Annotated in this window: 19 protein-coding genes and 2 pseudogenes; 10 read left to right on the forward strand and 11 right to left on the reverse strand. The window is 62.4% G+C overall.

Annotated elements, in window-relative coordinates; genetic code table 11:
* Positions 1-234: 234 nt before the first annotated feature.
* From BKP54_RS09825 to BKP54_RS37275, 3 genes and pseudogenes are all read right to left on the reverse strand, one after another.
* Positions 235-1,041: a phosphodiesterase gene (locus tag BKP54_RS09825; RefSeq protein WP_025425762.1), complete on the reverse strand. Its 807-nt coding sequence runs from the start codon at positions 1,039-1,041 to the stop codon at positions 235-237.
* A gap of 129 nt (positions 1,042-1,170) precedes the next feature.
* Positions 1,171-1,509 carry a tetratricopeptide repeat protein gene (locus BKP54_RS37270; protein WP_309141641.1) on the reverse strand — a complete coding sequence of 113 codons (339 nt, stop codon included), beginning with the start codon at positions 1,507-1,509 and terminating at the stop codon, positions 1,171-1,173.
* A pseudogene (locus tag BKP54_RS37275) lies at positions 1,486-2,031 on the reverse strand (sel1 repeat family protein); the annotation flags it as partial. The pseudogene BKP54_RS37275 and the gene BKP54_RS37270, both read right to left, overlap by 24 nt.
* A 231-nt stretch (positions 2,032-2,262) precedes the next feature.
* On the opposite strand from BKP54_RS37275, the gene BKP54_RS09835 reads away from it, so the two are divergent.
* On the forward strand, positions 2,263-2,883 hold the full coding sequence (locus BKP54_RS09835; protein WP_025425764.1) for a FecR domain-containing protein: 621 nt from the start codon (positions 2,263-2,265) through the stop codon (positions 2,881-2,883).
* 68 nt (positions 2,884-2,951) lie between these two features.
* Here the strand turns inward: BKP54_RS09835 and BKP54_RS09840 are convergent, their stop codons facing one another.
* Both BKP54_RS09840 and BKP54_RS09845 read right to left on the reverse strand, forming a co-directional pair.
* Positions 2,952-4,826 carry a CHASE2 domain-containing protein gene (locus tag BKP54_RS09840; protein WP_025425765.1) on the reverse strand — a complete coding sequence of 625 codons (1,875 nt, stop codon included), beginning with the start codon at positions 4,824-4,826 and terminating at the stop codon, positions 2,952-2,954.
* Positions 4,827-4,831: 5 nt separating this feature from the next.
* Entirely contained in the window at positions 4,832-5,536 is a 705-nt protein-coding gene (locus BKP54_RS09845; protein ID WP_025425766.1) for a Crp/Fnr family transcriptional regulator, read from the reverse strand.
* Positions 5,537-5,801: 265 nt separating this feature from the next.
* Between BKP54_RS09845 and BKP54_RS09850 the strand changes: the two genes are divergently transcribed.
* Positions 5,802-6,224, forward strand: coding sequence for a DoxX family protein (locus BKP54_RS09850; protein WP_025425767.1), 423 nt, complete (start codon positions 5,802-5,804; stop codon positions 6,222-6,224).
* 71 nt (positions 6,225-6,295) lie between these two features.
* Here the strand turns inward: BKP54_RS09850 and BKP54_RS09855 are convergent, their stop codons facing one another.
* Complete coding sequence (locus BKP54_RS09855) at positions 6,296-6,724, reverse strand: RbsD/FucU family protein (RefSeq protein WP_025425768.1); 429 nt, start codon at positions 6,722-6,724, stop codon at positions 6,296-6,298.
* Complete coding sequence (locus tag BKP54_RS09860) at positions 6,724-7,956, reverse strand: ROK family transcriptional regulator (RefSeq protein ID WP_084814372.1); 1,233 nt, start codon at positions 7,954-7,956, stop codon at positions 6,724-6,726. The genes BKP54_RS09855 and BKP54_RS09860 overlap by 1 nt, the downstream gene beginning before the upstream one ends.
* Positions 7,957-8,239: 283 nt before the next feature.
* Between BKP54_RS09860 and BKP54_RS09865 the strand changes: the two are divergent.
* The 7 genes and pseudogenes from BKP54_RS09865 to BKP54_RS09895 all read left to right on the forward strand — a co-directional run bounded on the left by BKP54_RS09865 (position 8,240) and on the right by BKP54_RS09895 (position 14,914).
* Positions 8,240-9,264 (forward strand): annotated as a pseudogene (locus BKP54_RS09865) (sugar ABC transporter substrate-binding protein).
* A gap of 200 nt (positions 9,265-9,464) precedes the next feature.
* On the forward strand, positions 9,465-10,550 hold the full coding sequence (locus BKP54_RS09870; protein WP_025425771.1) for an ABC transporter permease: 1,086 nt from the start codon (positions 9,465-9,467) through the stop codon (positions 10,548-10,550).
* Positions 10,550-11,332 carry an ATP-binding cassette domain-containing protein gene (locus tag BKP54_RS09875; RefSeq protein ID WP_025425772.1) on the forward strand — a complete coding sequence of 261 codons (783 nt, stop codon included), beginning with the start codon at positions 10,550-10,552 and terminating at the stop codon, positions 11,330-11,332. The genes BKP54_RS09870 and BKP54_RS09875 overlap by 1 nt, the downstream gene beginning before the upstream one ends.
* Entirely contained in the window at positions 11,329-11,949 is a 621-nt protein-coding gene (locus tag BKP54_RS09880) for a nucleoside triphosphate hydrolase (protein WP_025425773.1), read from the forward strand. The genes BKP54_RS09875 and BKP54_RS09880 overlap by 4 nt, the downstream gene beginning before the upstream one ends.
* A 204-nt stretch (positions 11,950-12,153) precedes the next feature.
* The gene (gene pyrC, locus BKP54_RS09885) at positions 12,154-13,191 is read left to right on the forward strand and encodes a dihydroorotase (protein WP_025425774.1); all 1,038 of its coding nucleotides are present in this window, start codon (positions 12,154-12,156) and stop codon (positions 13,189-13,191) included.
* Positions 13,192-13,218: 27 nt separating this feature from the next.
* On the forward strand, positions 13,219-13,917 hold the full coding sequence (locus BKP54_RS09890) for an orotate phosphoribosyltransferase (protein ID WP_025425775.1): 699 nt from the start codon (positions 13,219-13,221) through the stop codon (positions 13,915-13,917).
* Between the two features lie 70 nt (positions 13,918-13,987).
* On the forward strand, positions 13,988-14,914 hold the full coding sequence (locus BKP54_RS09895; RefSeq protein ID WP_025425776.1) for a carbohydrate kinase: 927 nt from the start codon (positions 13,988-13,990) through the stop codon (positions 14,912-14,914).
* A gap of 18 nt (positions 14,915-14,932) precedes the next feature.
* Here the strand turns inward: BKP54_RS09895 and BKP54_RS09900 are convergent, their stop codons facing one another.
* Positions 14,933-15,148 carry a helix-turn-helix transcriptional regulator gene (locus BKP54_RS09900; protein WP_025425777.1) on the reverse strand — a complete coding sequence of 72 codons (216 nt, stop codon included), beginning with the start codon at positions 15,146-15,148 and terminating at the stop codon, positions 14,933-14,935.
* Positions 15,149-15,151: 3 nt separating this feature from the next.
* Entirely contained in the window at positions 15,152-15,706 is a 555-nt protein-coding gene (locus BKP54_RS09905) for a DUF2975 domain-containing protein (RefSeq protein ID WP_025425778.1), read from the reverse strand.
* Between the two features lie 82 nt (positions 15,707-15,788).
* Between BKP54_RS09905 and BKP54_RS09910 the strand changes: the two genes are divergently transcribed.
* Positions 15,789-16,382, forward strand: coding sequence for a hypothetical protein (locus BKP54_RS09910; RefSeq protein WP_128090391.1), 594 nt, complete (start codon positions 15,789-15,791; stop codon positions 16,380-16,382).
* A 39-nt stretch (positions 16,383-16,421) separates the two neighbouring features.
* On the opposite strand, the gene pgi is transcribed toward BKP54_RS09910, so the two are convergent.
* Both pgi and BKP54_RS09920 read right to left on the reverse strand, forming a co-directional pair.
* A complete protein-coding gene (gene pgi / locus BKP54_RS09915) occupies positions 16,422-18,047 on the reverse strand; it encodes a glucose-6-phosphate isomerase (protein WP_057204273.1) in 1,626 nt (541 codons plus the stop codon).
* A gap of 128 nt (positions 18,048-18,175) precedes the next feature.
* Positions 18,176-19,876, reverse strand: coding sequence for a long-chain fatty acid--CoA ligase (locus BKP54_RS09920; protein ID WP_025425781.1), 1,701 nt, complete (start codon positions 19,874-19,876; stop codon positions 18,176-18,178).
* Between the last annotated feature and the right edge of the window lie 322 nt (positions 19,877-20,198).

Raw genomic sequence — 20,198 nt, forward strand, 5'->3', positions numbered from 1 at the left:
GGACCGTCTGCGGTCGTCCGGGAAGGAGCGGACCTTAGAGCGATGCCTGGACATCGGTCGAGGATTGCGAGGCTGCCGGTGGCCGACAGGCGGCCCATCCGAAGGGCCGGGCGCTTTTGGCCTCCTGATAGCGTCGACAATCCTCACCGGACCGCGTGGTCCGGCTCCGGTTTTCTCCTTACAGGAAACCAAAATCGCGCCGGCCCAATGGGTCAATATCCGTGCAGGTTGGTATCAGGCGAAGGCAGCGTCCCGGCGGGCGATTTCGTAATCCTCGGTATGAACGAGAACGCCATCCTTCGTCACCACGGCAATGCCGTAGGCTGCTGGTTCATCGACTGAGAGCGAGGCATCCGGCGCATCGAACGGCATCGGCTGCTGGTGCACCGGGCTCTTGAAGACAGAGAAGGGTATGCCGCGGCTGGAACCGCTGATCGTGCGGTGCACATGGCCGGCGAAGATGTGGCGCACATTGCCGTGGTTCTTCACGAGCGCATAAAATTCCACTTCGTTGACGAGGCGGATCATGTCCATGCCGGTGAAGCCGGTGGCGTGCGGGGGATGATGCATGAAGATGAGCACCGGCCTGTCGCCGGCTTCTGCCAATTGGCGATCGAGCCAGGTAAGGCGTTTCTGGCACAGGAGCCCGGCATGGCTGTTGGGGTAGTCGTAGGGCGGCGCAAACAGCGTGTCGAGCAGGATCGCCCGGCAATCGCCAAAGTCGACCACTTGCTGCACGAAGCCATCGTCGTCCGTTACGGCGTCTGCAAAGACGTCGAGAAACACGTCGCGCCGGTCGTGGTTGCCGATCATGATGGCGGCCGGAGGCAGCAATTGATCGGTCAGCGTTTTCAGCCGCTCGTAGGAGGCGCGGTCGGCATGATGCGCGAGGTCGCCGGTGAAGATCACCCGGTCGGCATCCGCGTGGTAGCGGTTCACATGTGCGATACCGTTGGCCAGGCGCTGGTAGGGATCGAGGCCGATGATCGTCGTGCCCTCGGGCACCATGTGCAGGTCGGTAAAGATAATCAGTTTCGTCATTACATTTCCAGGCGAGGGGTGTCTTCCCGCCACGCTGTAGTGCGCCCGGCTGCACGTCAAGCTGCATCTTTGGGGGGAACCTGTCGGGACATAACGCGGACCGACCGGTTGAGGTCGGCTCGCAATGCGTCACTTGATGCGGCTGGTCTTGTCGAGCATGGCCGTCTCGAAATTGCTGCCGCCGCTGAGTTCGGCGAACTTGCGCTCAGCAAAGGCGTCGCCCTCGGCCGCGGCTTTGCGGAAGATGGCGCGCGCGGCCGATGAATCCTTGGTTACGCCTTCGCCGGTCTCCAGCATCAGGCCGAGATTGACCATCGCGTCGACATTGCCGCGCTCGACGGCGAGGCGATAGAAGCGCGCGGCCCTGGCGTTGTCTTCCGGCACCAGCTTGCCTTCATCCAGGATGACCGCGAGGTTGAATGCGGCGATGTCATCGCCGGCGAGCGTCGCCCGCTCGAACCATTCGATGGCGAGCTTGCCGTTGGCGGCGGTGCCCATGCCGTCGCGGTAGGCGACGCCGAGATTATAGGCAGCGAGGATATTGCCGGCTGCGGCGGCTTTCTGGTTGAGCGCGAATTCGGTCTTGATGTCGCCCTGTTCGCCGACAAGCACCGCATAGTTGGTCATCGCCAGCGCATGGCCGTGTTCGGCCGCTTCGCTGAGGATGCGCAGCGACTGGATCTTCTGGCCGGCCTTGTCGAGCACGCGGGCCAACTGGAACTCGATGCGGGCGCCGGCATGCTGGTTATAGGCCTCGCGGCAGGCCGAAAGGGCGATACCGATCTTCATGTCCTCGGTCGCAACTGCCGGGAAGGCCTGGTTGCGCTGCAGGTCGAAGATGCTGCCCGCCTCGCGGTCGCAGATGTCGACGGCCGAAAGTTCTGCCGCACGGGCGGGAGGAAGCGCGATTGCCGCAAGCGCCAGGAAGCTGACGATGGCGAGAAGCAATGCGTTGAAGATGCGAATGCCTGTTTTGCGCTGATTTTCCATGATGCTCTCCCCGTCTCTTGACGCGAACTTAGCCCGGTGGGTTCGCACTGCCTGTTCCGGCGGTAACAGCCGGATTGCTGGGGCTCTGGCGAAGTGGAGAGGTGGCAAGGAACGCACCATTGCGCGTTCGGCTTGTTTCCGCTGATATCGGGGATATCCTTTGGGAAAGCCGGACGCTCGAGGGCTCGAACGCGTCGAACAGGGAGAAGGACCATGATGGACCGGGAGCTGGTGCGGCAGATGCTGGTGAGCAGGCGCGTCGTCGTTGGTGGCCTGTTGTTGGCGGCCATGGGCGGCGGCGTGGCAACGACCATGGCGAGCCCGGTGATCGGCAAGGCAACGGAAATCCGCGGCGACGTTCGTCGTCGACAGACTGAGCAGGAAGAGGCTCTGGCTGTCGGTGCGCAGATCTTCGACAACGATCATGTGCGCACCGAGGCCGAAAGTTTCGCAACCCTGGCGCTTGGTGCCGACACCCGCGTCCTCTTGGGTGCTGAGACCGATCTGCTGGTCGACAGCTTCATTGCCGGCCAGGGCGGTACGCTCGAACTCGGCATCGGCCGAATGGTATTCGACCGCCCCGAGGGGCTGCCCAAGGTCGATGTTGCCGTCAGGACCGCTTTCGGCATGATCGGCGTGCGCGGCACCAAGTTCTTTTGCGGCCCGAGCCGTGTCGCCTTCGCCGTCTTCGTCGAGCATGGCAGCGTTGCGGTCGCCGCGGGCGGCGTAACGCAGATTGTCGCTGCGGGGCAGGGCGTCGAGTTCCGACAGCGAGGCGACGCGCCGAGCGACCCCGTCAACTGGGGACAGGCGCGGATCCGGGAAGCCTATGCCAGTGTTGGCCAACAGTAGCGTCGGCAGCACCACGAGGAGCAATTCTCTGCCTCAATCGATGCCGACCATGGAATTCTGCAGTGGCGCTACACCTGTTCAGGGTCGGCGACTGTGAAGAGTTCCATCGTGGCAAAGCCGCGGATTTCATGGCTGCCGAGCGAGCGAAGCCGTTGCTTGCTTTCAGCTGCTGCAGCCGGGCCGACGCAGATGGCCGTGCCCAGAAATTTGTTTGCCTCCTGCAGTCGCGCTGCAAGGTTGATGGCGTCGCCATGGGCGGTGTAGTCGAGCTTGCCGCCGGCGCCGACTTCGCCAAGCACCGCCTGACCCGTCTCGACCCCGATGCGCGTGCGCCCGAAATCCCGTGCGGCAAACTGCGGTCGCCTGCGCATTTCTTCGGTCAACGCATGGATTGCCTTGGCGCATTCGATTGCCTTGTCGACATGATCGGCCAGATCCTCCGGCGCGTTGAAGAAGGCGTGCACGGCGTCGCCGACCACCTTGTCGACCATGCCGCCATATTGCGCTACCAGCCCGTTGACCTCGGTAAAATAGATATCGAGCAGGGCGATGAGGTCGCGCGGCCCGAGTTTTTGCGAAAGCGTCGAAAAGCTCTCGATGTCGGTGAACAGCGCCGTCACCGCCCGTTCCTCGCCCGCAACCCGGGCAGCACCTGGATTGTCGATGTAGCGCGCGACGACGGATTGCGGCAGGTATTGCGAGAATTTTTCCCGCGCCGTCGCTTCCGCCCGCCTGACATGGGCGAACTGCAGCGTGCTGGTCACTGCCAGCACGGCAGCAAGTGCGACTGAAATGCTCACTGCATCGACGAGCCAGCCGCTGGTGCGGTAGATCGCGGCAGTCGCCGCGACGACGACGGCAACCGCGACGATGCCGAGCACGGCCGATGTCATCGGCCGGAGCCTTGCCGCGCCATAGGCGGCGGCAATGCCCGCTGCCAGCGAGAACAGGGCCTCGATGACGGGAAGCCGCGCGTCACGCCGTGGAATGAAACCGGTGGCGATCGCATTGGCGATATCGGCATGGATCTGAACCGAGGGCTCGAGCGGCATTGAGGCGCTCGGCCGGAGGCCGCCGAGATTGGGCAGGCTGCTGCCGATGAAGACGAGTTTGCCCGCAAACCTGTCGCTGCCTGCTTTCCCTGAGAGAACGTCGGCTGCCGAAATGGTCCGGGCGGCGATCAAGTCAGGGGTGCTCGCGACGAAGCGCAGGCTGCCGGTATCGTCGAGTGTGATCACCTGCCTGTCGAGCCGCAGCCAGGCTGGGTCGCCGCCGAGTATCGGCGTTCCTGCACCCATCATCAGCCGCGTCGCCTCGATCGCAAGCGTCGGATAGGCCTCTTCGCCGAGAACAGCGAAAGCCTGCACCCGTCGGATACGGGCATCCTCGTCGCCGACAAGAAATGATGCGGCCGCCGCCTTGGCGTGATCCATGAAGGAAGGGCAGGAGGTTTCCGCGCCGTCGAGGAACCAGAGTTCCGGTGCTGCGAAGGGGCGGCTCAACGCCAGTGGCGGAGCCGGGCGAGGGCGCTCCTGCAGCGTATCGGCAATGAGAAAGCCGAGAACGACGGGGGTCTTCGAAAGCGCTTGCGAAAGCGATGTATTGCCTGGCAGCTCTGCCGCACAATCGGAACTGAAGACGAAGTCGACGGCGATGACCTTGGCGCCGGCCACGGTCAGTCCGGATAGGAGTTCGGCGGTTGCCGCCCTGTCCCAGTCTCCATCAGGCCGGGATTGGTAGGCCGCCCGGTCGATATCGACGACGACGATGTCGGGCGATTGCGGTGACGGCACCCATTGCATCAGGCGGTCGAAGAACAGCTCCCGCTGCGTTTCGAATACCGGTTCCGCATAGAAATAGAGTGCCAATGCGACGATCAGGCTCGTCAGGATCCCGCCGGCGAGCGGAGTGAAGCGAAATTGCCGGCGAGGTTGCACGGTCATGCCGCCTAATCCTCTTCAGGATCGGCGATGCTCAGCAGCCGGCCGACCTTGCAGGCGATGATCCCTTCTCCCCGCTTGATGGCGCCGCTCTCCTCTAGCCACAGAATGGCCCGGTTGACCTTGGGGCGACTGGCGCCGAGAACGCCGGCGATATCCGTCTGGCTCATCGTCAGCCGCAGATTGGCGCTTTCGGGAAGCTCGTTGCCGTGGATCTGCCGGAGTGTGGCCAGGAAGAACCGCGCAACGCGGGCGTTGAGGTCATAGAGCGCGATGGTTTCCAGCCGCTCGGTGGTGTCGCGCAGCTGGGCGCAGAGAAAGCGGATGACGGACTCAGCTGCCGCCGGCCGGGTAGTGACCATATCGAGAAACGCCTTCTTGCCGATCACGTAGCCTTCGGACGCCGTCTGCGCCGTGGCGTCTGCCGACCGCGTCTGGCCGTCGAGCACCGCCATCTCGCCGAAGATCGCGCCGGCTTCATGCTGGCGCAGCATCAGTTCGCGGCCCTGCGGTGTGATCAGAGAAAGCTTGATGCGGCCCGATATGACCACGATCATATAGTTGCCTTCGTCGCCACGCTGGAAGATCACCGTGCCGGCCGGCCACTTTCGATAGGTGGCGATATCGGCGAGATCCTCGATCGTTTTCTTGTCGAACCCTTCGAAGATCGCGAATGAGTGCCAGAAGGCCGGGCTCCTGTTGATTTCGTTCATGAGATGCCCCCGCGCGGCGTCCCCTGCCGCGCCTGAATTTCACCCAGCAGCCCCGTCCTTGCAACAGAAAAGAACACTTGTGGCCGAACCAGCGCTCGCTAGGACGAAAAGCACTGCACAGACTGGGCCGCGGCTCAAATGTCGGTTGACGATAAATCCCGGTTGTCTCTACGTTGTGAACGATCTGTCGCCGGGCGTGCGGCTAGATGAATTTGAAAATGCTGATACTTCTGCTGCCAACACTCGTTTCTCACAGGAGCCTCGCATGTCTCAGAATGTCGTCGTCCTCATCGGGCGCATTCTCCTTTCGATCATGTTCATCACCGCTGGCTTCGGCAAGCTGACTGATCCCGCCGGCACCGCCGGAATGATTGCTAATGCCGGCTGGCCGGCAGCAACCGCGCTTGCCTATCTCGCCGGCGCTTTCGAGCTGATCGGCGGTCTTGCCGTTCTGGTCGGCTTCCAGACGAAGATTGCAGCCTACCTGCTGGCTCTGTTCTGCCTGGTCACCGCCTTCGTCTTCCACAGCGGCGCAATCAACATTCCGACGTTCCCGCCGGAAGCCAACGGCCTGCTGAGCGTCTTCAACGGCCTGATGATGATGAAGAACATCTCGGTTGCCGGCGGCTTCCTGGTGCTTGCCGCCTTCGGCCCGGGCGCACTGTCGATCGACGCACGTCGCGCCTAAGACATTCCAGACATGAAACGAAAAAACCCGCCGGTTCCGCCGGCGGGTTTTTCGTTTTGTCGCCCGATCCGTCAGGGATAGATCACGCCCTTGCGCAGGATGACGTTGCCGTAAAGCCGCGGTTCGCTGGTCTGCACCACCGTGTGCGCCGCTTGCACCCGCGGATAGAATTCCGGGCCGAGCAGGGGCACGACCGTTCGTGCCGGCTCATGCCTGCCGCAGCAATCGATGATCTCCCGGTGGACGGGATCTAGCGCGTCCCGGTCCTGCTTGACTGTAGCGCGGAAGATCGCCGCCGGCACGAAATCGTCGATCGGCATCACGCTGAGAATGGCGTCCAGCACCGGGATCAGCCCGTGGCCGTCGAGCCGAACCAGCCGGCGAGCATGTTCCTGGCCGGGATAGTTGCCGTCGACCAGCGCAATCTCGTCGCCATGGCCCATTGCCCTAAGCGTCGCCAGCAATTCGGGGCTGAGGATCGGGTCTATGCCTTTCAGCATCAGCTGAGCTCCTTGAAGAGGACGTTGGTGTCGAGCAGGTAGCGGGAGAACAACGGCAGGCTCGCGCCGCCGATGGCGCGGGCATGGCTGCCGACCAAACCTTCGACCAGTTCCGGGATCGTCACGCCCTGCAGGTCGAGGTCGTAGAGCGCCTTGCGCGTTGCCGTCAAAAGCCGGGCGCGGACCCAGGGCGGGAAGCCGCCGTCGATGACAACGGCGGAGAAGTCGATGATCGAGGCGGCGGAGACGACCGCCTGGGCAAGGGCTGCCGCACTGTCGTCGATCCAGATCGTGAGTGGCTCACCGAAATCGATCCAGTCGTCGGCCGAATACCACAGCGGCTTCGGATCGATGCCGCGTTCGCGCAGCAGGTTTTCGAGCACGAAGACCGAGGCGATCTTCAGGAGCTGGATGGTCTTGCCGTCCTTGCCGGAAACCGGCAGCGGGCCGACGGCGCCGGCGGTGCCGGTGCGGCCGGAAAAGAGCGCGGAATTGATGACGATGCCGCCGCCGATGAACGAGCCGATGTAGAAATAGACGAAGTCGGGATAGCTGGCGCCGACGCCGAAGGCGAGTTCGGCGCCGCAGGCGCTGGTGCCGTCATTCTGCAGGAACACCGGGTGGCGGGTGCGTTGGGCCACGATCGCCTGCAGGTCCACCTCGCGCCAACGGTTCATTTCTTCCCGCGGGGCGCCGACTTCTTCCGCCCAGTTCCACAGTTCGAAGGGCGTGGCGATACCGACCCCAGCGATGTGCTTGCGCTCCTCTGGGCTCAGTTGCGCCTCGAGTTTCTCGATGCCGCCGACGATGAAGTCGACCAGTTCGCCGGGCAGCGGATAGGCATGGATCTGGTGCAGGTGCAGGCGGATATTGCCGACGAAATCCATCAGCACCAGGTCGGCACTTCGACGCCCGATCTTCACCCCAAAGGAAAACACCGCATCCGGGTTGAGCCGCATCGGCGTCGACGGCTGGCCGACACGGCCGCGCACCGGCGCGCCGCGCACCAAGAGGCCATCGCTTTCGAGCGCCCGCATGATGACGGAAACGGTCTGCGCCGAAAGGCCGGAGCGTCTGGCGATATCCGCCTTCGACAGCTCGCCGTGACGCCGCACCAGCGACATCACCAGCCTCTCGTTGTAGGCGCGCACGCGCGTCTGGTTCGCCCCGCCGCTCGGGTCGATGACCTCAGGTTGTATCGGTCCCCTGTCGGGGCCGTCTGTCAATGACATGCCACCGTCTCCTCCCGTTGGCATTGGTGCCCGCTTGGCGCGGGTCTGTTGTTTCCGCTCTGGGCGGACCTGTCAATTTGCGCGACGGCCCGGATGGCCTCGGATCGCTGTTATCCAGAGAATGCCACATCGAAATAATAATTCAATTTGATTTATTTATTGACACCCCCGAAATTTAATGTTTGTTTTTGATCCGGAAGCGCCTGCTGCAGCAGAGGAGAATGCTGTGGCGGCGAGGCCTGGGCCGGTCCACCGGCACGTTTTTCATCCTTGGGAGGATTACATGAAGAAGACTGTTCTCTCCGCCGCGTTCGGCGTGCTGTCGCTCGGCGTCGTTTTTGCCGCTCCGGCACAGGCCGCCGATATCGGCGCCTGCCTGATTACAAAGACCGATACCAACCCCTTCTTCGTCAAGATGAAGGAAGGCGCTACCGCCAAGGCCCAGGAACTCGGCGTCACGCTGAAGTCCTATGCCGGCAAGATCGACGGCGACCATGACAGCCAGGTGGCTGCGATCGAATCCTGCATCGCCGATGGCGCCAAGGGCATCCTGATCGCCGCTTCCGACACGAAGGCAATCGTCGACCAGGTGAAGAAGGCGCAGGAGGCCGGTCTTCTGGTGATCGCGCTCGATACGCCGCTTGATCCGGCCACCGCCGCCGACGCGACGTTCGCTACAGACAACCTGCTCGCCGGCAAGCTGATCGGCCAATGGGCCGCCGCCACGATGGGCGAGGGCGCCAAGACCGCCAAGGTCGGCTTCCTCGATCTGATACCGTCGCAGCCGACCGTTGACGTCCTGCGCGACCAGGGCTTCATGATCGGCTTCGGCATCGACCCGAAAGATCCTAACAAGATCGGCGACGAGGATGATGCCCGCATCGTCGGCCACGACGTCACCAACGGCAACGAAGAAGGTGGCCGCAAGGCGATGGAAAACCTTCTGCAGAAGGATCCTGATATCAACGTGATCCACACCATCAATGAGCCGGCCGCCGTCGCGCCTACCAGGCGCTGAAAGCCGTTGGCAAGGAAAAGGACGTGCTGATCGTATCGGTTGACGGCGGTTGCCCCGGCGTCAAGTCGGTGGCCGAAGGCGTCATCGGCGCGACCTCGCAGCAGTATCCGCTGATGATGGCGGCGCTCGGCATCGAGGCGATCAAGAAGTTCGCCGACAGCGGCGAAAAGCCGAAGCCGACCGAAGGCAAGGACTTCTTCGACACCGGCGTTTCGCTCGTCACCGACAAGCCGGCTGCCGGCGTCGAATCGATCGACGTCAAGGTCGGCACGGAGAAGTGCTGGGGCTGATCGCTCCCGTTCTTCGAACGCATGAGCAGCAACGGAAGGGCGGCCCGGGCCGCCCTTCGCGTAAGCGTCGATGTCTTTGACAAGGCGACGAAAACCGCGCAGCTTCTTGAATGAGTGCTGATGCCCGCCACATGGTGGGCGGGCTGTGCACCAGATTGCATCGCAACCCCTTGGGAGTGGGGTTCACCGGAGGAAGGTCCATGGGCGAGCCCAACGCAGCCGCACAGCCATCCCAGGAATTCGAAAAGGTCCTGGTCAACAGTTCGACGCAGGTCGCGTCGTTCGACACACATGACAAGACGCTGATCCAGAAGATCCAGCATTTCCTGCATTCGACGCCGGCGGCTGTGCCGTTCATCGTGCTCGTTGCAGCGATCCTGATCTTCGGTCTGACGATCGGTGGAAAGTTCTTCTCGTCCTATACGCTGACGCTGATCCTGCAGCAGATCGCCATCGTCGGCATCCTGGGGGCCGCGCAGACCCTGGTCATCCTGACGGCCGGCATCGACCTTTCGATCGGTGTGATCATGGTGCTTTCGGCTGTCATCATGGGCAATTGCGCCGTGACTTACGGCCTTCCGGCGCCGATCGCGATCTTCATCGGCTTCGTCGTCGGCGGTGCCTGCGGCTTCCTCAACGGCTTCCTCGTCTCCAGGGTCAAGCTTCCGCCGTTCATCGTCACGCTCGGCACCTGGTACGTCATCATGTCGACGAACTTCATCTACTCGGCAAATGCGACGATCCGCGAGGCCGATGTAGCGGCCGTCACCAAGATGCTTCACCTCTTTGGCGTCAGCTTCAAGGTGGGATCCGCCGTCTTCACGCTCGGTGTGGTGATGATGGTCGTGCTGGTCCTTGGCCTCTGGTACGCGCTCAACCATACGGCCTGGGGACGCCACCTTTATGCCGTCGGCGACGATCCTGAGGCAGCGAAGCTTTCCGGTATCCGCACCAGCCGCGTGCTGCTCAGCGCCTATACGCTCGCCGGCCTGATTGCGGCACTCGCCGCCTGGGTCTCGATCGGCCGCAACGGCTCGATCTCGCCTTCGGCAGCGGTCACCGACTACAATCTTCAGGCCATCACCGCGGCCGTAATCGGCGGCATCTCACTCTTCGGCGGGCGTGGATCGATCCTTGGAACGCTGATCGGCGCGATGATCGTCGGCGTGGTCTCCATGGGGCTCAACATGTTGGGCGCCGATCCGCAATGGAAAGTCTTCCTCACCGGCGTGCTGATCATCACCGCCGTCGCAATCGACCAATGGATCAGAAAGGTAGCAGGCTGATGGCTCAGGAACCCATTCTCACCGCGCGCGGCCTGGTCAAGCGTTATGGCCGAGTTACGGCTCTCGACTATGCCGATTTCGACCTCTACCCGGGCGAGATCCTGGCCGTCATCGGCGACAACGGCGCCGGAAAGTCCTCGATGATCAAGGCGATCTCCGGCGCCATCACGCCGGATGAGGGGGAAATCCGGCTCGAGGGCCAGCAGATCAACTTCCGCTCGCCGATGGAGGCGCGCACGGCCGGCATCGAGACCGTCTATCAGAACCTGGCGCTGTCACCGGCGCTCTCGATCGCCGACAACATGTTTCTCGGCCGCGAAATCCGTAAACCCGGCATCATGGGCAAGCTTTTCCGCACGCTCGACCGTGCGGAGATGGAGAAGCGGGCGCGGGCAAAGCTGTCCGAGCTCGGCCTGATGACCATCCAGAACATCAACCAGGCGGTGGAAACGCTTTCGGGCGGCCAGCGCCAGGGCGTGGCGGTGGCGCGAGCCGCAGCCTTCGGTTCCAAGGTGGTGATCATGGACGAGCCGACGGCAGCCCTCGGCGTCAAGGAAAGCCGGCGGGTGCTGGAGTTGATCCTCGACGTGCGTTCGCGCGGCCTGCCGATCGTGCTCATCTCGCACAACATGCCGCATGTGTTCGAGGTGGCCGATCGCATCCACATCCACAGGCTTGGCAAACGCCTCTGCGTCATCAATCCGAAGGAACACACGATGTCTGATGCCGTCGCCTTCATGACCGGCGCGAAGGAGCCGCCGCGCGAGGCGCTCGCCGCATGAATGTCGGGCCGGTGGTTGATCAGATCCTCGAACGGGCGGCTGGAGCCGCCCGTTTCGTCGTGGCGATTGCCGGCCCGCCGGGTGCCGGAAAATCCACCCTGTCCGACGCGCTTGCCGAAGCGCTGGTAGCTGCAGGAGAAATGGCGGCGGTGCTGCCGATGGACGGCTTTCACATGGACAATGCCGTGCTCGAAGAGAAGGGCCTGCTTGCCCGCAAAGGTGCGCCGGAAACCTTTGATGTCAGGTCGTTCCTGGCGACGATCGCTGCGGTCAGGGCCAATGACGGCGAGGTGCTGGTGCCGGTCTTCGATCGCTCGCGCGAACTGGCGATCGCCTCGGCGCGTGTTGTAGCGGCCGATACCCGCATTATTCTCGCCGAGGGCAACTATCTGCTGCTCGACGAGGCGCCCTGGAACAAGCTTGCCGGTGCCTTCGATTTCTCCATCTTCATCAATCCCGGCATCGAGGAACTGGAGCGGCGGCTTTTGAAGCGCTGGTTCGACCACGGCTACGACGAGGAGGCGGCGAAGCGAAAAGCCCATGGCAACGACATCCCCAACGCGCATCGTGTGGTCGAGCATCAGCGACGCGCAGATGTCGTGCTTGCGGATTTCTGAGCGATGGTCGGATTGCGGATTGTGTTTGCGGGCGCATTGGTGATATCGAGACGCGGTTTCACCACATGAGTAACCGCCCAACACCCGCACCTGCCGGCTGCAAAGCTGCGCGCGCGGATCGGGCGCGAGCACCGGGAGGGGGATCAGGAAAAGTGTACGCGGTTTTCCGCCTGCATCCCGCCCTGACTTAGGAGAACGCTGACCATGCAAGACCTCGTTATCCGCCGGCCGGATGATTGGCACCTTCACCTGCGCGACGGCGACATGCTGAAGGGCGTCATCGCCGACACCAGCCGCCATTTCGCCCGCGCGATCATCATGCCCAACCTCGTGCCGCCGGTCGTCACCGCGGCCGACGCTGCTGCCTATCGCGAGCGCATCCTCGCGGCCATCCCGGCAGGCGACCGGTTCGAGCCGCTGATGACGCTTTATCTCACCGAGGGCACGAACCCCGACGACGTCGAGGCCGGCCACAGGAGCGGCCTCGTCAAGGCAGTCAAGCTCTATCCGGCTGGCGCGACGACGAATTCGCACAGCGGCGTGCGCAACATCGATGAGGCGATGCCGGTGCTCGAGCGCATGGCGAAGATCGGCCTGCCGCTCTGCGTGCATGGCGAGGTCACGACATCGGACGTCGACATCTTCGACCGCGAGGCCGTGTTCATCGACACCGTGCTTGATCCCTTGCGCCAGCGCCTGCCGGAACTGAAGGTCACGATGGAGCACGTCACCACCAAGGACGGCATCGACTACATCAAGGCGTCGAAGGCCAATCTTGCCGGCTCGATCACCACCCATCACCTGATCATCAACCGCAACGCCATTCTCGTCGGCGGCATCAAGCCGCACTACTACTGCCTGCCGGTTGCCAAGCGCGAAAACCACCGTCTGGCGCTGCGCGCTGCCGCCGTCTCGGGCGACAAGCGCTTCTTCCTCGGCACCGACTCAGCACCGCATGTCGATCCGCTGAAGGAATGCGCCTGCGGCTGCGCCGGCATCTACACCTCGATCAACACCATGAGTTGCCTGGCGCATGTGTTCGAAGAGGAGGGCGCGCTCGACAAGCTCGAAGCCTTCGCCTCGCTGAACGGTCCCACCTGGTATGGCCTGCCGGTCAACGAGGAGACGATCACGCTCAGGAAGCAGGCAGAAGCCGTGACCTATCCCAAGAAGATCGAGACCGGTGCCGGTCCGGTCACCGTTTTCGATCCGATGTTCCCGCTGCACTGGGCCGTCGCCTGATCGTTTGGAATTTTGAAGGAGAGTTTGATGTTTTCCAATGCGTTCACCGACAAGGCCGTGATGGCCGAGCTGGTCGCCAAGATGCTCTGGGAGATCAAGGCGGTGCATTTCAGCGCCGACAAGCCCTATAAGCTCTCGTCCGGAATGGCGAGCCCGGTTTATATCGACTGCCGCAAGCTGATCTCCTATCCGCGCATCCGTTCGGCCGTTATGGATTTTGCCGCGGCATCAATCCTGCGCGAGGCGGGCTTCGAGCAGTTCGACGTCGTCGCCGGTGGCGAGACGGCGGGTATTCCCTTCGCGGCGATGCTGGCCGAGCGCCTGGGCCTGCCGATGATCTACGTGCGCAAGGCGCCGAAGGGTCATGGCCGCAACGCCCAGATCGAGGGCCACATGCCGGAGGGCGCCCGTGTTCTTGTTATCGAGGACCTGACGACCGCCGGCGGCTCGATGTTCAAGTTCATCGATGCGATCCGCGCAGCCGGCGGCATCGTCGACCACGGCATCGCGCTCTTCTATTACGATATCTTCCCGGAGGCCGTCGGCGAGATGAAGGGCAAGGGTGTCGACCTGCACTGGATCGCCACATGGCGCAACGTGCTTGCCGTTGCCCGCGAGCAGGCGCTGTTCGACGACGAGACGCTTGGCGAAGTCGAGGCCTTCCTCAACGACCCGCTGGCCTGGTCTGGCCGCAATGGCGGCGTCAGCGCGCTTGCCGCCCAATAGTCGGCGACACTCTGGGATTTCGTCGAAAGTCATTGAAATCAGTTGAAATGTCTTCAGGGGAGAAATGCCGATGATCGTATGTTGTGGTGAAGCGCTGATCGACATGCTGCCGCGGGACACGACCGCGGGCGAAAGTGCATTTGCGCCCTATGCCGGCGGGGCGATCTTCAATACGGCGATCGCGCTCGGTCGGCTCGGCATTCCCACCGGCTTCTTCACCGGCCTTTCCGATGACATGTTCGGCGATGTCCTCCGCGAAACGCTGAAGGCGGCGAATGTCGACTTCGCTCCCTGCGCGACCCTGTCGCTGCATACAACGCTTGCCTTCGTCAAGCTCGTCAACGGCCATGCCACCTACGCCTTCTTCGACGAGAACACGGCGGGGCGGATGATTACGAAAGATCATCTGCCGGCGCTCGGCGACTTCTGCGAGGCGCTGCATTTCGGCGCGATCAGCCTCATCCCCGAGCCCTGCGGCTCGACATATGAGGCGCTGATGACCCGCGAACACGAAAAGCGGATCATCTCCTTCGACCCGAACATCCGGCCCGGCTTCATCAAGGATCGGGAAGCCCATCTCGCCCGGATGAACCGCATGGCGGCGATGTCTGACATCATCAAGTTCTCGGATGAAGATCTCGACTGGTTCGGCATGACCGGCAGCCACGACGATCTGGCGGCCGAATGGCTGAAGCGCGGTCCGAAGCTGGTTCTGATCACCAAGGGCGCCGATGGGGCCGTCGGCTACACCGGGCGTCACAAGGTCGACGTTGCCGGTGAGCGCGTCACGGTCGTCGACACGGTCGGTGCCGGCGATACCTTCGATGCCGGCGTGCTCGCATCGCTGAAGCTGAGCGGTCTCCTGACCAAGGACGCCGTCGCAAACCTCTCGGAAAGCGCTGTTCGCGACGCCCTGGCCCTCGGCGCCAGGGCCGCCGCCGTCACCGTTTCGCGTGCCGGCGCCAACCCGCCCTGGAAGCATGAAATCGGGCTCTGAGAAGAGCCCGCACGAAACTCAATCCTTTTCCTCCGGGCGATATTCGAGAATGTCACCCGGCTGGCAATCGAGAACGGCGCAGATCTTCTCCAACGTGTCGAAGCGCACGCCTTTGACCTTGCCCGATTTTAACAGCGATATGTTCTGCTCGGTAATGCCGACCTGTTCCGCAAGATCGCGCGAGCGCACCTTGCGTTTCGCCAGCATGACGTCGAGGTTTACGACAATCGGCATCCGTTAAACGAAGCTCCTGTTCTCGGCTTCGATCCCCGATGCGATGACCATGACATGGCCGAGCACCAGAAGCAGCCCGGCCATCAGCATAACGATAATCGTTCCCCCATTGATGTCGATGAAGACGGAGTGCCCGGTCGTACTGGGATTGTCGTAGGTGACAGCCATGATGCCGATTGCGTTGCTGACAGTCATGCACAAGGAACCGACGATGGCGATGATGCCGATCCGCTTCAGCAGGACACCATTGCGGCTGGAAAGGATCTCACCGCGTTCGAAACCGTCGAAAAGTTGCCAGGCAAAGGCGAGGCCGGCAATAACAAGCGCATTGTTCATCGCAGTGAGAAACATGACGGTTATTATCGCGCGATAGGAGAGCGTGATGGCGGAGACCTTCGGGAAGACCACGTCGCGAATACCCTGCTCGAAGCCGGCCCGGTCGAAGAAAATCTGCCAGTGCCCGTAGACGACGGCCGAGCAGAACACTGCGCCGCACAATACGACCATCAGTTTCATGATGCGGCTCAGCTTGCGCAGCCGCTCGGGAGATCCGTTCATTAAAAAGTTCCTTATCGGTTCACTTGTTTTTTTATTGTAAAACGATAATTATTTCGCGTCAATTATGATTTTGGTGCGTTTCATGACTTTCCGTATTTTGATGAACCCATGCCTTTTCCTGTCCCTCAACGTGCTGGCCGCCTGTGCAGCGCTCAATGTCGGCTCGTTTGAAAAACTGTCTGGCGTCGATCCGCTCACGTCCGATCCGGCAGAACTGCGTGTTGCCCTTTTGGTGCCCGAAGCGCTGTCGCTCAGGCGCGGCGACGCAACACTCGGCATTTCGTGGAAGGCGGATGGTGCGCCCCTCGACACCCACCGTTTTGCCCTTCAGATCCAATCCGGAAATGTCGGGGCGCCGGGGCTGACCGAGGGGATGCGGGAGGGGCAGACGCTCTATGTCCTGACGCTGACGCCCGCCGATGCGGAGCGCCTGCGCGATATGCAGGAGAAGATCGCGGCGACCAAAGGCACGGAGGCCAAGGGTCGCGGAAGCCTTACGGTCGGTTTTTCCGGTGGCTGCTGGAGCGGTGCGTTTCCTGCTGACCAGAAAGTCACGGTCGATGCCTGGATCCGTACGCGTTCCGACGAAAACTACTTCCAGCTCCTTTCGGGACTGGATCTGATGGATATGCTCCGCCAGTCCGGCGTCAAGGCGCTGCCGGCCTGCGCGGCCTGAACGGCCAGGGCACGCCGGGCGCGCCCTGGCCTCGCATTCTTAGCGAGAAGCCTTGAGCAGCACGGCCACAAGGCCCGCCGTCGACGAATCGTGACCGGCAGCACTTTCCTTGCCTTCGACCACGGGCAGCAGGCCCGTTGCCAGCTCCTTGCCGAGCTCGACGCCCCACTGATCGAACGAATTGATGTTGAAGAGCGCGCCTTCGACGAAGACGCGGTGCTCGTAGAGCGCGATCAGCCGGCCGAAGGCGAAAGGATCGAGCTGGTCGTAGACCAGCGTCAGCGACGGGCGGTTGCCGGCAAAGACGCGGTGCGGCGCGATCTTGTCTGCCTTGGCATCCGCCATGCCCTTGGAGGTCAGCTGTGCCTTCGCCTCGGCAAGCGTGCGCCCCTTCATCAGGGCTTCAGACTGGGCGAGGCAATTGGCAATCAGCAGTTCGTGCTGGTGGCGCAGGTTCTTCTCGTGGCCGTTGGCGGCGATCATGAACTCGGCCGGGATGACGTCCGTGCCCTGGTGGATCAGCTGGTAGAAGGCGTGCTGGCCATTGGTGCCCGGCTCGCCCCAGACGACCGGACCCGTCGAATATTCGACCGGTTTGCTGTCGAGCGTGACCGCCTTGCCGTTCGATTCCATGTCGAGCTGCTGCAGGTAAGCCGGAAAGCGCGACAGGCGCTGGTCATAGGGCAGGATCGCCCGCGAGGGATAGCCGAGAACATTGCGGTGATAGAAGCCGAGGAGGCCCAGCAGCATCGGCAGGTTCTGGCGGATCGGCGCAGTGCGGAAGTGCTCGTCGATGGCATGGCCGCCATCGAGGAAGCGGCCGAAATTCTCCTTGCCGATGGCGATCATCAGCGGCAGGCCAATGGCCGACCAGATCGAATAGCGCCCACCGACCCAATCCCAGAAGCCGAACACGCGCGCCTGGTCGATGCCGAAAGCTGCGACCTTGTCGAGTGCCGTCGAGACGGCGGCAAAGTGGTGGCCGACTGCGGCTTCGCCGAGCTTGCCGGCGATGAAGGCGCGGGCAGTCGCCGCATTGGTCATCGTCTCGATGGTCGTGAAGGTCTTGGAGGCGACGATGAAGAGCGTCGTTTCCGGATCGACGAGCTTCAGCGTATCGGCGATATGCGCGCCATCGATGTTGGAGACGAAATGCAGGCGCGGGCCGTCATGGAACGGCGCGAGCGCCAGCGTCGCCATCACTGGGCCGAGATCCGAGCCGCCGATGCCGATATTGACCACATCGGTGATCTTCTTGCCGGTCGCACCTTTGAGCGCGCCCGAGCGGATGCCATCGGCAAAGGCGCCCATGGTTTCAAGCACGCCGTTGACGTCGGGCATCACGTCCTTGCCGTCGACCATGACAGGACGATTGCCGCGGTTGCGCAGCGCCGTGTGCAGCACGGCCCGTTCTTCGGTAATGTTGATGATGTCGCCGCGGAACATCGCGTCGCGCTTCTCTTCGACCTTGGCCGCTTTCGCCAGCGCCTCAAGACCGTCGAGCACCTGTTCGTTCACTGCGCATTTCGAATAATCGAGCAGCAGATCGTCGAGCGAGGTGCTGAAGCGCGAGAAGCGCTGGGCATCGCTCGCGAAGGCGGCGCGGATATCGGTCGCATTGGTCTGCGCGGCGGTTGCTTTGAGTTGATCGACAAGCGCTTTCATCGCGGGGCTCCTTGTGTCGGACATTCGCCTGCGTAGCTATTCGCTTTGCATTGTCCAAATCAAGCCCGCAAAACCGCCGGGATGGCGGTTTTCAGGATTTTTTAAATCGTTTTAAGTCGAGGCTGGCCCTAGCCCCGGAGGTCCTTGCGCAGGATCTTGCCGACATTGGTTTTCGGCAACTCGGTGCGGAACTCGACGAAGCGCGGCCGCTTGTAGTTGGTGAGATTGGCCGCGCAATGCCGCTTGACGTCCTCTTCGGTCAGGTCAGGATCCTTGCGCACGACGAACAGCTTGACGGCTTCGCCCGAATGTTCGTCCGGAACGCCGATCGCCGCGCATTCGAGAATGCCGGGATGGGTCATCGCCACTTCCTCGATCTCGTTAGGGAAGACGTTGAAGCCCGAAACCAGGATCATGTCCTTCTTGCGGTCGACGATCTTGACGAGGCCGGCGGGATTTATGAAGCCGATATCGCCGGAGCGGAAGAAACCGTCGGGCGAAATCGCCTTGGCGGTTTCGTCCGGACGCTGCCAGTAACCGGCCATGACCTGCGGCCCGCGAATGCAGATTTCGCCGACGTCGCCGATCGCCAGGGTGTTGCCCTGGTCGTCGCGGATCTCAACCTCGGTCGAAGGGATCGGAAAGCCGATCGTGCCGGTGAACTCGGTCGAGTCGAGAAGGTTGGCGGTGGCGACCGGCGACGTCTCGGAAAGCCCGTAGCCTTCGGCGATCGGGCACCCCGTCATCTTCTGCCAGCGCTCTGCCACCGGTCTTTGGATGGCCATGCCGCCGCCGAAGGTGAGCATCAGCGACGAGAAGTCGAGCTTCTGGAATTCGGGGTTGTTCATCAGCGCATTGAACAGCGTGTTGAGACCCGGGAAGATGTTGGTCTTGTACTTGCCGAGCTCCTTGACGAAGCCGGGAATGTCGCGTGGGTTGGGGATCAGGATGTTGTTGCCGCCGGTGGCAAGGCCCATCAGCGAGTTCACCGTCAGCGCGAAGATATGGTAGAGCGGCAGAGCGCACATGAAGACGAGACTGTCCGGCCGCGGACGCGAGCGGAACGCCGTGTCGAACCAGATTTCCATCTGCGCCATGTTCGACAAAAGGTTGGAATGGGTGAGCGTCGCCCCTTTGGAAATACCCGTGGTGCCGCCGGTATATTGCAGGAAAGCGACATCGCTCGGCGCCACATTGGGTTTGGTCAGCTTCAGGCGGCCACCTTCGGCGAGCACGGACTTGAAGGAATGATGGCCGGGGATCGACCAGGCGGGCACGAGCTTCTTCACCCGGCGCACGATCAGATTGACGATCGTGCCCTTGAAGCCGAGCATGTCGCCCATCGTGGCGACCACCACATGCTTGATGCTGGTCTTGGCCGCAACCTGCTGGACCGTATGAGCGAAGTTCTCAAGCACGAAGATCGCCTTGGCGCCGGAATCGACGAGCTGATGTTCCAGTTCGCGCGGCGTGTAGAGCGGGTTGACGTTCACGACCGTGAATCCTGCCCTCAGAATGCCGAAAACGATAACAGGGTTCTGCAGGATGTTCGGCATCATCACCGCGACGCGGTCGCCCTTCGACAGCCCGCGCGCCTGCAGCCAGGCGCCGATCTTGGCGGATTCGGCATTGAGCTCGGAGAAGGTCAGCGATTTGCCCATGCAGGTAAAGGCGAAGCGGCGCGAGTAGCGCGCGACGGCATGGTCGAAGAAGTCGCCGATCGATTTGTAGGGCAGAGGGCCGATTTCGGCGGCAATGCCCGGCGGATAGGACTTCAGCCAGATCTTCTCCGGGCTGATGCCTGTTGGTTGCGTGTTGAGTTCCGCCATGACCTCTCTCCCTCTGGTCGCCACAGGCTAGCCTTGCTTGCGGCCAAAGAAGTAACCCTCCCGGTCTTCTCTTGCCGATGAAGATGATGCTTTTACGACACCTCTTCAAGCCGAGATTCGGGATTATATAACTTTGACGTAAACGTCAACTCAGCGAACAGTTAGCCGGTCTGCTTCACCAGCGCGTGAAAAAGTATGATGAGTGCCGCAAAGCCTTTGCCAGCCGGGTTTAAAGCCTGTATTGCATTGCAGCATATCCCCGTCGGAAACCGTCCGATACCACGCCGCCAGCACCCCACAGATTTGTTCCGCTGTTCGAGGC

Source organism: Ensifer sp. 1H6, from assembly GCF_001976035.1.
GTDB lineage: Bacteria > Pseudomonadota > Alphaproteobacteria > Rhizobiales > Rhizobiaceae > Ensifer > Ensifer canadensis.